The sequence below is a fragment of the Streptococcus oralis genome (assembly GCF_018448765.2).
In the GTDB taxonomy this organism is placed as follows: Bacteria; Bacillota; Bacilli; order Lactobacillales; family Streptococcaceae; genus Streptococcus; species Streptococcus oralis_BM.
This window is the reverse complement of the sequence record NZ_JAHCMC020000001.1, coordinates 381,076-396,100: the sequence shown is the minus strand read 5'-3', so window position 1 is coordinate 396,100 and position 15,025 is coordinate 381,076. Positions and strand designations below refer to the sequence as shown.

Here is a 15,025-nt window from a genome sequence, read left to right as displayed (position 1 = left end):
GGTAAGTGAAATTCTACCGTTAGTAACAATTACATACACAATCAAGTGCACACCTGTGAAGTTGGATGGAACCGTGGCCCTGCCACTCCAACGCTTTGTCAGGTGTGTTTTCTTCATAAAGGAGTTCTTATGTTAGATATTAAACGTATTCGTACAGACTTTGATGCTGTCGCAGAAAAATTGGCTACACGTGGTGTAGATGCTGCTATCTTAAATGAGATGAAAGAAATCGATGCTAAACGTCGTGACATCTTGGTCAAGGTTGAAAACCTCAAAGCAGAACGTAACACAGTTTCAGCTGAGATTGCCCAAGCCAAGCGAAACAAGGAAAATGCCGATGACAAGATTGCTGCAATGCAAACCCTATCTGCTGAAGTCAAAGCATTGGATGCTGAACTAGCGGACATTGATGCTAAATTGACAGAATTTACCACTACTCTTCCAAACATCCCTGCTGACAGTGTTCCTGTTGGGGCTGATGAAGATGACAATGTGGAAGTTCGCCGTTGGGGGACTCCACGCGAGTTTGACTTTGAACCAAAAGCTCACTGGGATCTTGGTGAAGATCTTGGTATCCTTGACTGGGAACGTGGAGCAAAAGTTACTGGTGCTCGCTTCCTCTTCTATAAAGGGCTTGGTGCTCGTTTGGAACGTGCTATCTACAACTTTATGTTGGATGAACATGGAAAAGAGGGCTATACTGAAGTCATCACACCATACATGGTTAACCATGATTCTATGTTTGGTACTGGTCAATATCCAAAATTCAAGGAAGACACTTTTGAATTGAAAGACACTAATTATGTCCTTATTCCTACCGCTGAAGTGCCTTTGACAAACTACTATCGCGATGAAATCCTTGACGGAAAGGACCTACCAATCTACTTCACTGCTATGAGCCCATCATTCCGTTCTGAGGCTGGTTCTGCTGGTCGTGATACTCGTGGTTTGATTCGTCTACACCAATTTCACAAGGTTGAAATGGTCAAATTTGCCAAACCAGAAGAATCTTATGAAGAATTGGAAAAAATGACAGCCAACGCTGAAAACATCCTTCAAAAACTCAACCTTCCATACCGTGTCGTTGCCCTCTCTACTGGGGACATGGGCTTCTCAGCTGCCAAAACTTACGACTTGGAAGTTTGGATTCCAGCCCAAAATACCTACCGTGAAATCTCAAGCTGTTCAAATACAGAAGATTTCCAAGCCCGTCGTGCTCAAATCCGTTACCGAGATGAAGCCGATGGCAAGGTAAAACTCCTTCACACTTTGAACGGTTCTGGACTTGCAGTCGGACGTACAGTGGCTGCAATTCTTGAAAACTACCAAAACGCAGATGGTTCTGTGACCATCCCAGAAGTTCTTCGTCCATATATGGGTGGAGCTGAAGTTATCAAACCATAAAAATAAGGTTTAGCTATTTCTAGCTAGACCTTTTTTCGTAACCAAATCAGATAAGCACCCAAGACAAAGAATAAAATAGTTAGGCAAATAACGGTTTCAGCCAATACCAGATAATCCAGAAATGGAAGTTTCAAAATTCCCTGAGCCATCTTGAGCGAAGTAGCTGTGATAATGGTTGGGAAGGTTAGGGCTGAGAAGGCTGGTTGAAAGCCTTGTTTTAAAATATTGGGTAGGCGAGTTAAAACAAAGAAAAAGAAGGATTGAGATGCCAAAATCATGACAATCAAGAGCCAAGTCGGTAGGCTTGCTCCTCCAACTCGAACTAGAGAAGCCAAGAGTAGGGAAAAGGGAGCACAGTAGATTCCTTCCTGTCCAAGCAAGGCCACTGGGAGTGGATCTTTCTTTAAATCCCTATAAATAAGGGGATAGAGATAGAAGGTCAAGACAAAACCAAAACTCAAGGTCGCATAGGCAATTTCAATGATACCGACAAGAGGATAGGTCAAGGCTGCTACTGCTATTCCCACATAGAGTACCGTCCAGCTAGGAGTCGCATTGACCCTCCGACCTGAACAGGCAAATTTGATGGTAAAAGTAGCAATCAAAGCCAAATCCAAGAGAAATGAAAACCACCAGATCCCTTGTGCTACTATAGGAAGAGCAGGGAATACGCGAAAGACATAGGTCGATAAAATCATCCCAGCCATAGGAAAAGTGGCCATCCCAGATAAAAGAGGGGGCCTGGTCAATTCTTGCTTGGTTTCTCCCCAATTAAAAAGATGAAGAATCAGAAAGAAAATCCACAACACTAGACCAATCAGACTTAATAAATGTGACAGAACTGGCCAAGTATCTGCAATCAGATTTCCTGCACCTGCTAAACCTAATAAACAGCCAGAGAATACTAAGGGGAGCTTTTTCATCCGAGCCTCCAATAATCATGTTATTATTAGTATAGCATAAAAGCGCTTAAAATAGCATAGAAAAATGAAGACTGGATTGCTCAGTCTTCATTTTTTCTTTCTGATTCGAACTAGGCATAAGGTTGCAATTCTGGATTAATTGGCGTATTGGCTAGATTGTTGGCATAGTTACAAAGGCTAGCAAGACTAACACCCAGAATCACATCCAAGGCATTTTGTTGCGTGTAGCCAGCTTCCAAAAATTCAGCCAAGGCTTCATCTCCTACACGCCCTTTGGTATTGATGACCGCCAAGGTAAACTTAGCTAGGGTGTCCAATTTAGGATCTGTTTCAATCGGAGTGCGGTTGCGGAGAGCTTGGAGAAGATCATCATTCATCTGGATTTGTTTGATTGAAAAGGCTGTGTGACCTGCGACGCAGAAAGCACAACCATTGGTTACGGCAGCTGTGATTTGCACTACTTCACGCTCTACTGGTGTCAGGCTGTTGCGACGGTTGATGGCTCCGACAGTTCGGTAGGCTTCAAGCGCGGTAGGAGCGTTGGCCAAGAGACCGATTAGGTTGGGAATATAGCCATTGTTATCTTTTTGTACTGTTTCAAGAACTTCTTTTACTTCTGCTGGTGCTGATTCTACTGTGTGGATGGTAAATGTTGTCATAAGAAACCTCTTTTCATTTTATTGTCATTTAGTCTATCATAGAATTTCACCCTTGGATAATATATATTTTCAATCGCCTTGATAGAAAATGTCTATGAAATGAAAAAAATCACACTAAAAGTGTGATTGGGTTAGTGTTTAAAATACTTTCTGGTTTCGGAAATAACGACTGGCGACAAGACCAAGAGGGCAATCAAGTTTGGTAAAGCCATCAAGGCATTGACGATATCTGCGATAATCCAAACCATATCCAACTCGATAAATCCTCCCAACAAGACCATGAGCACAAAGACCACTCGATAGAGCCAGATAAAGCGAACGCCAAAGAGAAACTCAAAACAGCGCTCTCCGTAGTAGTTCCATCCGAGAATCGTCGTAAAGGCAAAGAGTACAAGGAAAATGGTCAAGAGGGCAGGTCCAAAGTGTGAAAAAACTGTTGAAAAGGCTGACTGGGTCAAGGCAACTCCATTCAAATCACCACTCCAAACCCCAGTTACCAAGATTGTCAGACCTGTCAGAGTGCAGATAATCAAAGTATCAATAAAGGTTCCTGTCATGGAAATCAAGCCTTGCTCGACAGGTTCATTTGTCTTAGCCGCAGCCGCTGCAATGGGAGCAGAACCAAGACCAGATTCGTTAGAGAAGACTCCCCGCGCCACACCATTTTGGATAGCCATCCGAATGCTGGCACCTGCAAAACCACCTACCGCAGCAGCTGGACTAAAGGCTGAAGTAAAGATGAGGGCAAGTGTGGCTGGGATTTTCTCGATATTAAAGAGAATAACTGTAAGAGTTCCTAAAATATAGACAATAGCCATAAAAGGAACCACTGCTGTCGAAACTTTTGAAATGGATTTGAGGCCACCAAAGACGGCAATCCCTACAAAAATGGATAAAATCAGAGCTGTGATAGCTGGATCAACTTGGGCTGTATTTTGAATGGATTCTGTAATCGAATTGACTTGGGTAAAGGTACCAATCCCTAGAAGGGCTACCAATACACCCGCTAGGGCAAAGAAGATAGCAAGTGGACGCCACTTTTCTCCCATCCCCAAAAGGATGTAATGCATGGGTCCTCCAGCTACAGCTCCATTTGCATCCTTTGTGCGATATTTGATAGCTAGCAAGCCTTCGGCATATTTGGTCGCCATCCCAAAGAAGGCCGCCATCCACATCCAAAAGAGGGCCCCTGGTCCCCCAACCTTAATGGCTGTTGCGACCCCGATGATATTTCCCGTACCAACAGTAGCGGCAAGAGCTGTACATAGAGCAGCAAAGCTCGATACATCCCCATGTCCCTTGTCCTTGGTAAAGATCAACTGAAAGGCCTTGGGGAGACGAGCTAGCTGTAAAAGCCCTAATCGAATGGTCAGATAGATACCCGTTCCGACCAATAACAGTAAGAGGGGAGGTCCCCAAACGAAAGCATCAAGCGCTTTTAGCAATTCTAACATGTCCTACTCCTATCTTTCAACCCCAAAAGAAAGAGCACATGCAAGATACATGTACTCTGGAATGCTTAGATAAATGCTAAAAAGCGGTCTATCCTAGCTCTGTCCTTTTACCTGAGAGTTTGAGCAGTTGCCTGCCTTGCCCCTTCGGTGCCTTTACGGTCTCTCCAGAGTTCCGTCCATTTACAGTCATGGAAAACAAACCTTTCTCCACTTCTATTAAACTTCATTCGGTATTGGTATTTTATTTTTTATTATTTTACAAGAAAAGTTAGCCTTTGTCAATATATTCTATGAAAATTTTTGACCTTTCATTTCTTTTTTCAGAAAGGTTGACTCCTTCTTCTCTCTATCCTTTAAAGGTCACAATGGTGGCACCACTGCCTCCAGCATTTTGTGGAGCATAGCCGAAACTCTTGACATGCTTGTTTCTTTGCAGGTATTTGGTGACGCCCTCACGGATGACTCCTGTTCCGATACCATGGATAATGTCTACCTGAGCCATGTTATTGAGCAGGGCTTGGTCGATAAAGGCGTCCAGCTCATTCATAGCCTCTTCGTACCGTTTGCCTCTGAGATCCAGTCTCGCTTGCGGACCACGATCAGAAGCTCGTTTGACGACATTGACTTGTTTTTTCTTGACTGAGGCTTCTTGCTGAGCCTGAACAAGGTCAAATTCTTTCTCCTCCAAGGTTATCTTGATCAAGCCAACTTGGGCTTCCCAACGGCCGTCCTTAAGTTGATTGGTCAAGGTTCCACGCTGACCATAACTGAGAACCACTATATCATCCCCCACCTTCGGAGCTCGTTTTTTCTTGGCTTTTTGAAGGACCTTGTTTTTAGATAAGTCGACTTTTTCAGGAGCCAGTTTTTTCAGCTCAGCCTTGGCTTCAATGATTTCGTGGGGTTTGAGTTGAGACTTACTGTGGAGGTTCTTAAGAATCTGGTCACTCTCACTTAGAGCAAGTTCCACAATCTCAGCAGCTTGTTCACGCGCCTTGTTGAGCTCAGTTTCCTTTTCACGATTGAGTTCGTTGTAGAGTTTTTTGAGTGCTCGGTTCATCTTGAGGTTTTCTTGCTCCACCTCACGGATATTATCCAAGCGTTTACGGCTTTCAAGCGTTTGCTTTTCCAATTGCTCAATGATACGGTTGACGTCATTATCTTGGTTGACCTGCTGGCTGGCATCTCCTACGATGACATCTGACAGTCCTAGGCGTTTGGCAATTTCAAAGGCATTGCTTCGACCAGGAACTCCCTGCATAAAGCGATAGGTCGGACGCAAGCTGGCTGTATCAAACTCCATGCTGGCATTTTGCACAAAGGCTGTCTCAATACCATAAGCCTTGAGTTCTGGATAGTGGGTCGTCGCCATAGTCTTGACCTGACGTAGACGAAGATCCTCCAAAATAGCCATAGCAAGGGCTGCACCTTCCTGTGGATCAGTACCGGCCCCAAGCTCATCTAGCAATAAGAGTGAGTGTTGGTTGACCTTGCCAAGAATATCTACGATATTGGTCATGTGGCTGGAGAAGGTAGACAAGCTTTGCTCAATAGACTGCTCATCCCCAATATCTGCGAAAATTTCTTCAAAAATACCGACACGGCTCCCCTTATCAGCTAAAATGGGCAAGCCTGACTGGGCCATCAGTTGAGTCAAGCCCAGTGTTTTGAGCATGATGGTCTTCCCACCAGTATTGGGACCTGTAATGACAATGGCTGTTAATTCCTTACCAAAGTGTACATCGTTTGCAACAGCATTTTTGACCAAAGGATGGCGAACATGAAGGAGTTGAATCTCTTGGTTCTCTGAAAGCTGAGGAACAACTGCTTGTCTTTCTTGGATGAAACGCACCTTGGCACGAATCAAGTCTAAATGGCCGATAATCCAAGCATCATTAGCGATCTCTACAGCATGTGGACGGACCCGTTCTGATAACTCCTGTAGAATGCGGATCATCTCATAGCGCTCATCAGCGCGCCGACTCGCGATTTCTTCGCTCAGTTTCACGACCTCACGTGGCTCGATGTAGACCGTGTTTCCACTGGCAGAGATGTCATGGACAACACCTGCAATCTTATTGCGATAGGTGTTCTTTACTGGTAAAACTTGACGGCCATTTCTGCTAGCGATTATACCTTCCGTCAACATCTGCGCTTTTTGCTTGAGTAAGTCTTGCAAGACATCTCGAACTTGACTCTCGCTATCATGGATTTTTCGACGGATGCGTGCTAGCTCTTCACTGGCGAAATTTTCGATAAATCCTGCATCATTTAGGGATTGAAGACTCCCTTGCAAGTGTGGAAAATCATGTAGTTTTTCAAACCATCCCACCAACTGCTCCAAGCGTACGTTTTCAAGATTGGCATAAAAACCTTGCAACTCTCTGCTAGCCAGCAAGACCCGTTTGAGGAGCAGGAACTCCTCAATATTGAGATCCGCCCCCATCTCCAGACGCTTGCAAACCGCTGATATCTCACGCGTCGCTAGGATGGTAAAGTGAGGTTGCTCCACAAATAGGGCTTGCATTTCCTCCATCTCTATAAATGCTTGCTTGATCTTATCCACCTTGGCAGTTGGAGCCAAGCCTTTTAGCTCCTCTAGCCCTTGTTCTGTCAAGAGATGCGGTTCAAACAAGGCTTTGATTTTATTAAATTCTAAGGTTTCTAGTATTTTTGTATTCATATTCTTTCCTTGTATGCTTGTTTACAAGATTGTAGTGCCTAAAGGTTTTTGACTTAGTCGTCCAACCTGTAAACAAAGGGCTAGGAAAAATCCCGCCCTTTTTATCCAATTAAATTTGTCACCCAGAATTGTTTGATAAAGTTTGTCGTAAAAGGGACACTTTGGATGATGTTTTTGGCTACTATACTTTTTTCGAGTGAATTTTGAATGACTGCCAGAGGCACCGTTGCAAGAATGGTCAGAGCCATTTGCAAGACAAATAAGGTTACCAATAGCGACAATAGGCCTGCCCCGATACGAAACCATTTGACATCGAGCTTTTTAGTTGGAATCAAGTGTAGGAACAAACCGATAAAACGTCCGATACTGTAACAAATTCCGAAAACTAAAAGGTAGGCGAGACCCGCATAAAAAACCTTGTCTAGCTGAAAAAGCTGGTCTGAAGGGAAGAAAAAGGTACCCTGTCCTTCCTGGGGATTGGCATAAGGAACAAGCAAGTGGAAGTGATCTCCCAGTGATTTATAAAAATGTCCTGCAACAAAGGCTGAAATCACTGCAACGATGAAATAATAAACTTGCAGCACCAAACCTCTACGGTAGCCGATATAAAATCCCCAAGCTAGAACCAATAAGAGTAGGATTGAAATCATAGGGAATCCTCAATCTTGCTCTGTTCTTGTTTGACAGCAATCAACTTGTGACGGAGTTCTAACAACTCTTGCTCCTTGTCATCAAATTCAATTTCACGATTGAGCTGTGTAGACAGACAGTTGACCGCCAAAAGAAGCGCAATGGTTTCATCATCCGCCCCAGGCATTTGTTCTTTAATTGCTTGGTATTTTTCAGTCGCAACCTTGGCAATTTCCTCCATAAAGAGGTTGTCATGCTCGGTTGTTAAGGTTAATGTCTTTTTTCCGAATGTAAACTTATATCGATTTAGATTTGCCATAAAATTCACCTCACGGTATTATACCAAATTTCGCTAATTTTGTCAGTTTTTACCAATTCTCCTGCTTTTGTGGTACAATAGAGACTATGGCAAGTATCACACTCACACCAAGTGAACAGGAAATTCAGAGCTTTTTAAGTCAGTATCAGAAGGCTCTCAGTCCTAGTAAAAATCCTTATATTCGCTATTTTTTGCGACTGCCTCAGACAACAGTTTCCATCTATACTTCTGGAAAAGTCCTCCTGCAAGGCGAAGCTGCTGAGCACTACGCCAATTTCTTTGGCTACCAAGTTCAACAAGAAAACAGTGGACAAGATTTCCCTATGATTGGGACCGATGAGGTGGGAAATGGTTCCTACTTTGGTGGACTGGCTGTCGTGGCTTCCTTCGTAACACCTGACCAGCACGACTTCTTACGAGAACTTGGTGTGGGGGATTCCAAGACTCTGACAGACCAAAAGATTCGTCAGATTGCTCCTATCCTCAAGGAAAAAATCCAGCACCAAGCGCTTCTCCTTTCACCGAGCAAGTACAACGAAGTTATCGGAGAGCGTTACAATGCTGTTTCTGTAAAAGTTGCCCTTCACAATCAGGCTATTTTTCTCCTGCTTCAAAAAGGAGCCCAGCCAGAAAAAATCGTCATTGATGCTTTTACAAGCGCTAAAAACTATGACAAGTACTTGGCGCAAGAAGCCAATCATTTTCCAAACAAGATCACTTTGGAAGAAAAAGCCGAGAGCAAATACCTGGCTGTTGCAGTTAGCTCTATCATCGCGCGGGATCTCTTCCTCGAAAACTTGGAAAATCTTGGACGAGAACTAGGCTATCAACTGCCAAGTGGCGCTGGAACTGCATCTGATAAGGTCGCTAGCAAAATCCTTCAATCCTATGGCATGAAGGGACTTCATTTCTGCGCCAAACTGCATTTTAAAAACACCGAAAAATCCAAAGCACTTCTAGAAAGGTGAGTTATGAATTCGTTTAAAACATTTCTAAAAGAATGGGGAGTTTTCTTCCTGATTATCGCGCTGGTCGGCCTTAGCCGTATCTTCCTTTGGAGCAATGTCCGTGTGGAAGGACACTCGATGGACCCTACCCTAGCCGACGGAGAGGTTCTCTTCGTCGTCAAACACCTCCCAATTGACCGCTTCGACATTGTGGTTGCGCATGAAGAAGAAGTAAATAAAGACATTGTCAAAAGGGTCATCGGTATGCCAGGAGATACCATCCGCTACGAAAATGATAAACTTTTTATCAACGATAAGGAAACGGATGAACCTTACCTAGCTGAATACCTCAACTTGTTCAAAACAGAAAAGTTGCAAAACACCTATACTGGCAAAGGATTTGAAGGCAATAAGGGAGTCTACTTTAGAGAACTTGCTCAAAAAGCACAGGCCTTTACGGTCGATGTCAATTCCAATACCAGCTTCAGCTTTACTGTCCCTCAAGGCGAGTACCTTCTCCTTGGTGACGATCGTCTAGTCTCTAGCGATAGCCGCCATGTCGGCACCTTCAAGGCAAGCGATATCAAAGGTGAAGCAAAATTCCGTTTCTGGCCACTTAACCGTATCGGAACTTTTTAAGATAAGGAAGAGGCCGAGAACGCTAAGTCTCAGTCTCTTTTTCTATTGCGAGTGGAAAACCTTTTAGCCTCCTAGCTTGTTGAAAGAAGCTAAGGGTCCAACTCTCATGAACTCATGTAAAGGAAACCTATGGAAGTTTATTTTTCAGGCACCATTGAACGGATTATTTTTGAAAATCCCAGTAATTTTTATCGCATCCTCCTCCTAGATATCGAAGATACCAATGCGGAGGACTTTGACGATTTTGAAATCATCGTTACAGGAACTATGGCGGACGTGATTGAAGGGGAAGACTACACTTTTTGGGGACAAATCGTTCAGCACTCCAAGTATGGGGAACAGCTTCAGATCAGCCGTTATGAGCGGGCAAAACCAACCAAAAATGGGCTGGTCAAGTACTTTTCCAGTAGCCATTTCAAGGGGATTGGTCTCAAAACGGCCAAAAAAATCGTGGATAGCTATGGTGACAATACCATAGACGAAATTCTGGAGCATCCTGAAAAGCTGGAAAGCATTGCTGGACTCTCTACCAAAAACCGTGAGGCTTTTGTCTCCACCCTCCGTCTCAACTATGGGACAGAAATGGTCTTGGCTAAACTTGCCAACTACGGCATTCCCAATAAACTAGCCTTTCAGATTCAAGACTTTTACAAGGAAGAAACTCTTGATGTGGTTGAAAATTATCCCTACCAGCTGGTCGAGGATATCAAGGGCTTGGGTTTTACCATCGCCGACCAATTAGCTGCCGAACTAGGCATCGAAAGTCAAGCTCCTGAACGCTTCCGTGCTGGCCTTGTCCACAGTCTCTTTCAAGGTTGTATGGATACGGGCGATACCTATATGGAGGCTCGAGATTTGCTGGAACAGACACTTACTCTCCTCGAGTCTTCCCGTCCCGTGGAACTCGATCCCAGCCAAGTAGCTCAGGAATTAGCTCATTTGATCGAAGAAGATAAAATCCAACAGGTGGATACCAAAATCTTTGATAACAGCCTCTTTTTCGCCGAAGAAGGCATTCGCAGTCACTTGGTTCGTATCCTTGAAAAAGGGAAGCAGAAAAGCCAGGATCTAGAAACCATTCAAAAGCATATCGCCAGTGTTGAGGAAGAGCTTGGTATCCAGTACGATAGCATCCAAAAACAGGCTATCTGTGACGCTATCCAGAACAAGGTCTTTATCCTAACAGGTGGACCTGGTACTGGTAAGACGACTGTTATCAATGGGATTATCGCTGTTTATGCCCTCTTAGAAGGACTTGACCTCAGGAAAAAAAGCAACTTACCTATTCTTCTCGCTGCCCCAACTGGTCGAGCCGCTCGGCGCATGAATGAATTGACAGGATTGCCAAGTGCTACCATACACCGCCACTTGGGAATGACATGCGACGATGATACCAGCCATCTGGAAGATTATCTGGATGCCGACTTTATCATTGTAGATGAGTTTTCCATGGTGGATACTTGGCTGGCCAACCAACTCTTCTCTAACATCTCTTCAAACAGTAAAATCCTCATCGTGGGTGATAGCGACCAGCTACCTTCTGTTAGTCCTGGACAAGTCCTGGCTGACCTGCTCCAGATATCCCTGATTCCCCAGACTCGCTTGGAACGGATTTATCGTCAGAGCGAGGAATCAACTATCGTTACCTTGGCGAGTCAAATTCGACAAGGCATCTTGCCAACCGACTTTATCCAGAAAAAAGCTGACCGCTCCTACTTTGAAATCGCTAGTGGCCATATCCCAGCTACCATTGAGAAAATTCTTGGTGCTGCCCTCAGAAGTGGCATTCCGGCTCGTGATATTCAGGTACTGGCGCCTATGTATCGAGGAACTGCTGGCATTGACGCCATCAACCAGCTCATGCAAGACCTGCTCAATCCTCTTCAAAAAGGACAAGTGAGCTTTGAAGCAACTCAGTGTCACTATCGAACAGGAGACAAGGTCATTCACCTAGTCAACGACGCTGAAGTTAATGTCTTTAACGGAGATCTAGGCTACATCACAGACCTGATTCCTGGAAAATACACCGAGTCCAAACAAGACGAGATTGTAATAGATTTTGATGGCAATGAGGTCATCTACCCACGAAACGAATGGTACAAGATTCGACTAGCTTATGCTATGAGCATCCATAAATCTCAGGGAAGTGAGTTCCCAGTTGTCATCCTACCCATTACTAGTGCTAGCAAGCGCATGCTGGAACGCAATCTCATCTACACAGCTATCACACGGGCCAAGAGCAAGCTCATCCTTCTTGGCGAGTTACAGGCCTTTGACTATGCAGTCAAGCATATCGGGACTGCTCGCAAGACCTATCTGATTGAACGTTTCAGTGATTTAATTGAAAATAATATTGAAGAAAGTAAACAAGCCTTCTCTGAAACTGCCACAACAAGTGACGCTGGACAATCCTACATCCTCACCGAGGAAAACTGGTCTAGTATTCCAGCCATGATTGGGATTACAGATGCAGACCTTAAAGAGATTTTTGGAAAATAGACCAGCAGAAAACCCACCTAGACAGGTGGGTTTTTTGTTTATTAATACTCAATGAAAATCAAAGAGCAAACTAGGAAGATAGCCGCAGGTTGCTCAAAGTACAGCTTTGAGGTTGTAGATAGAACTGACGAAGTCAGTAACATATATACGGTAAGGCGACGCTGACGTGGTTTGAAGAGATTTTCGAAGAGTATAAGATTATTTAACTGTTGCAGTGCTTGTAATCAATTCAACAGCTTTTTTGATAGTGATATCGTGTTTCAACATGTCAGCTGAAAGCAAGTTTTGTACTTGTGCAACTTCCATGTTGTAGTCTGCTGCCAATTGCTCGATTTCTTTTTGGATTTCTTCTTCTGAAGCGTCAAATCCTTCAGCTTTTGCAACTGCTTCGATAACAAGGTTAGTCTTTGTACGTGACTCAGCTTCTCCCTCGTATTGTTTGTGAAGGTCTTCTTGAGTAGTTCCAGTGATTTGGAAGTACATATCAGGGTTGATCCCTTGGCGTTGCAAGTTTCCAAGGAATTCATTTACTGAACGGTGAACTTCTTCGTGGATCATTTCTTCTGGAAGTTCTACGATTTCAGCGTTTTCTACAGCTTTATCGATTGCTGCACCTTCAAGAGCATCTTTGTATGCTTCTTCTTTCGCAGCAGTCAATTCTTTGCGGTATTTTTCTTTCAATTCGTCAAGAGTTTCCACTTCTTCGTCGATATCTTTTGCAAGTTCATCATCAAGAGCTGGAACTTCTTTAGCTTTTACTTCGTGGATAGTTGTTACGAATTTAGCTTCTTTACCTGCAAGGTCTTCTGCTTGGTAGTCTTCTGGGAATGTTACGACAACATCAACAGTTTCGCCAGCTGAGTGTCCAACCAATTGGTCTTCAAAACCAGGGATGAATTGACCTGATCCAAGTCCAAGTGAGAAGTTTTCACCTTTTCCACCGTCGAACTCAACACCGTCGATAGAACCAACGAAGTCAATAACAACAGTGTCGCCATTTTCAGCAGCGCCTTCTTTGATAACCAATTCAGCCAAGTTGTTGCGTTCGCGTTCGATACGTTCTTCAACGTCAGCGTCAGTTACTTCTTTTTCTACATCAACTGATACTTCAAGGTTTTTGTAGTCGCCCAATTTTACTTCAGGTTTTGTCACGACTTCAGCTGTGATAACCCAGTCTTTACCTTTTTCCATTGAAGTTACGTCAATTTTTGGTTGTGCAACGACTTCAAGACCAGCTTCTTTTACCGCAGCTTCATAAGCATTTGGCAAAAGTGCGTTCATTGCATCTTGATAAAGAGCTTCTTCACCAAATTTTTGGTCGAAGATAGGGCGTGGAAGGTGACCTTTACGGAAACCTGGAACGTTAAGAGTTTTCTTTACTGAGTTAAATACACGATCCAATTCTGGTTTGATTTGGTCTTGAGAGATAGTGAAAGTCAAGACACCACGGTTTGTTTCTTTGTTTTCAAATGATACAGACATTCTGTCATTTCTCCTTAAAATTTTTAATACAGTCCATTATACCATATAATAGCGACTTTTTTCAAGTAATGAATGCGCTTTTCAATAGTGCTAGAGGTACTTGCTCGCTTCCTTGATACTAAGTTCAGCCATTCTTTTCTTATTTTTTTCAATAAAACGTGCTACCCATTCGGGATTGGTTTTAGAGTAGTCTCTTAGAGCCCAACCGATGGCTTTGTTGATAAAAGATTCTGTCTGGTCCAGATTGTTTAGTAGGATCTTTTCCATCAGTTGGACATTCGTTTTCTCTTTTCTTAACAACTGGTGGTCAATAGCGACTCGTCTCAGCCAGATATTGTCTGATAGGCTCCATTTTAAAAGCACTTCTTCAAGTTCCGGATGGTCGGCTACCAAACTTCCTACTACTCGATCTAGGATATCTACCGTGTCCCACCAAGACTTGGTCACAACAAGGCGCTCAAGCTTAGGCAAATCATCCTTCGTTAGATAAGACTGCATGGTTTTCAAATAGTTGGCAGCCACATATTGGTATTCTCTAGGCTCCTTTTCCCAGCAGATATCTACAAAATCCCAATCGATAATCTTTGTTTTTTTCGCTTCTGGAAAATGCTTTTTATAGAGTGAATTTCTTTCAGGACCTGCAATGCCTAGAAAGGGAAATTGATGGCGCATATAGGCTTCCATTGGGCCTGCTTTCTCAGGGTCTTTTCCCGCTTCTAGCTCCACAAGTAAATCTGTAAGATTCATCTAAAAGTCCTCCTGCCCAACCAAGTGGTGCTGAAAGGCATAGACCGCCGCCTGGGTGCGATCACTGACTTCAAGTTTGGCAAGGATATTGGACACGTGGGTCTTGACCGTCTTGAGAGAGATAAAGAGTTCATCTGCGATACGCTGATTTTCGTAGCCCTTGGCGATGAGTTGAAGTACATCTCGCTCACGCGCGGTCAATTCCTCATGAAGTTCCATATGATTGCGGTGGTATTCGACTTTCTTACTAACTTCTTGCTCAATGGCCAACTCGCCAGCAGCCACCTTACGAACGGCATGAAGCAATTCATCTGCACTAGAAGTCTTGAGCATATAGCCTTTGGCACCAGCATTCAAGACTGGCATGATTTTTTTATTATCCAAGTATGAAGTCACAATCAAAATCTTGGCTTCAGGCCATTCTTTGAGGATGGCTAAGGTTGCATCAATCCCATTCATCTCAGGCATGACAATATCCATGACAATGACATCTGGGCGCAGTTCCAAGGCCAACTCAATACCTTGAGCCCCATTGGCCGCCTCGCCCACAACTTCTACATCGTCTTGGAGGTCAAAGTAGCTTTTCAAGCCCAATCGGACCATTTCATGGTCATCTACCAGTAAAATTTTCATCTTTAC

General features: G+C 43.7%; 13 protein-coding genes and 1 riboswitch. Of the genes, 4 read left to right on the top strand and 9 right to left on the bottom strand.

The features are described from left to right. Window positions 1-129 precede the first annotated feature (129 nt). Window positions 130-1,404 (top strand): serine--tRNA ligase, encoded by a 1,275-nt coding sequence (gene serS, locus KIH88_RS01840; RefSeq protein WP_213988329.1) that lies wholly within the window; start codon window positions 130-132, stop codon window positions 1,402-1,404. 23 nt (window positions 1,405-1,427) lie between these two features. Here the strand turns inward: serS and KIH88_RS01835 are convergent, their stop codons facing one another. From KIH88_RS01835 to zapA, 6 genes are all read right to left on the bottom strand, one after another. Continuing rightward, window positions 1,428-2,327: a TDT family transporter gene (locus KIH88_RS01835; RefSeq protein WP_000735946.1), complete on the bottom strand. Its 900-nt coding sequence runs from the start codon at window positions 2,325-2,327 to the stop codon at window positions 1,428-1,430. A gap of 110 nt (window positions 2,328-2,437) precedes the next feature. Then, a complete protein-coding gene (locus KIH88_RS01830; protein WP_000206773.1) occupies window positions 2,438-2,986 on the bottom strand; it encodes a carboxymuconolactone decarboxylase family protein in 549 nt (182 codons plus the stop codon). A gap of 131 nt (window positions 2,987-3,117) precedes the next feature. Next, window positions 3,118-4,440, bottom strand: coding sequence for an alanine/glycine:cation symporter family protein (locus KIH88_RS01825; protein WP_213988330.1), 1,323 nt, complete (start codon window positions 4,438-4,440; stop codon window positions 3,118-3,120). Window positions 4,441-4,529: 89 nt separating this feature from the next. Continuing rightward, a riboswitch (glycine riboswitch) is annotated at window positions 4,530-4,618 on the bottom strand. Between the two features lie 168 nt (window positions 4,619-4,786). After that, window positions 4,787-7,123, bottom strand: a complete 2,337-nt coding sequence (locus tag KIH88_RS01820) for an endonuclease MutS2 (RefSeq protein WP_213988331.1) — start codon at window positions 7,121-7,123, stop codon at window positions 4,787-4,789. A gap of 101 nt (window positions 7,124-7,224) precedes the next feature. Further along, entirely contained in the window at window positions 7,225-7,773 is a 549-nt protein-coding gene (locus KIH88_RS01815) for a CvpA family protein (protein WP_213988332.1), read from the bottom strand. Next, a complete protein-coding gene (gene zapA, locus KIH88_RS01810; protein ID WP_000002028.1) occupies window positions 7,770-8,072 on the bottom strand; it encodes a cell division protein ZapA in 303 nt (100 codons plus the stop codon). The genes KIH88_RS01815 and zapA overlap by 4 nt, the downstream gene beginning before the upstream one ends. Window positions 8,073-8,158: 86 nt before the next feature. On the opposite strand from zapA, the gene rnhC reads away from it, so the two are divergent. The 3 genes from rnhC to recD2 all read left to right on the top strand — a co-directional run bounded on the left by rnhC (window position 8,159) and on the right by recD2 (window position 12,157). Next, window positions 8,159-9,040, top strand: coding sequence for a ribonuclease HIII (gene rnhC, locus KIH88_RS01805; RefSeq protein WP_213988333.1), 882 nt, complete (start codon window positions 8,159-8,161; stop codon window positions 9,038-9,040). 3 nt (window positions 9,041-9,043) lie between these two features. Then, window positions 9,044-9,658, top strand: a complete 615-nt coding sequence (lepB, locus tag KIH88_RS01800; RefSeq protein ID WP_213988334.1) for a signal peptidase I — start codon at window positions 9,044-9,046, stop codon at window positions 9,656-9,658. 129 nt (window positions 9,659-9,787) lie between these two features. After that, window positions 9,788-12,157: an SF1B family DNA helicase RecD2 gene (gene recD2 / locus KIH88_RS01795; protein ID WP_213988335.1), complete on the top strand. Its 2,370-nt coding sequence runs from the start codon at window positions 9,788-9,790 to the stop codon at window positions 12,155-12,157. 198 nt (window positions 12,158-12,355) lie between these two features. On the opposite strand, the gene tig is transcribed toward recD2, so the two are convergent. The 3 genes from tig to KIH88_RS01780 all read right to left on the bottom strand — a co-directional run bounded on the left by tig (window position 12,356) and on the right by KIH88_RS01780 (window position 15,019). Beyond that, a complete protein-coding gene (gene tig / locus KIH88_RS01790) occupies window positions 12,356-13,639 on the bottom strand; it encodes a trigger factor (RefSeq protein WP_213988336.1) in 1,284 nt (427 codons plus the stop codon). 90 nt (window positions 13,640-13,729) lie between these two features. Next, window positions 13,730-14,386, bottom strand: coding sequence for a DNA alkylation repair protein (locus tag KIH88_RS01785; protein ID WP_213988337.1), 657 nt, complete (start codon window positions 14,384-14,386; stop codon window positions 13,730-13,732). Beyond that, entirely contained in the window at window positions 14,387-15,019 is a 633-nt protein-coding gene (locus tag KIH88_RS01780; RefSeq protein ID WP_213988338.1) for a response regulator transcription factor, read from the bottom strand. Window positions 15,020-15,025: the final 6 nt, after the last annotated feature.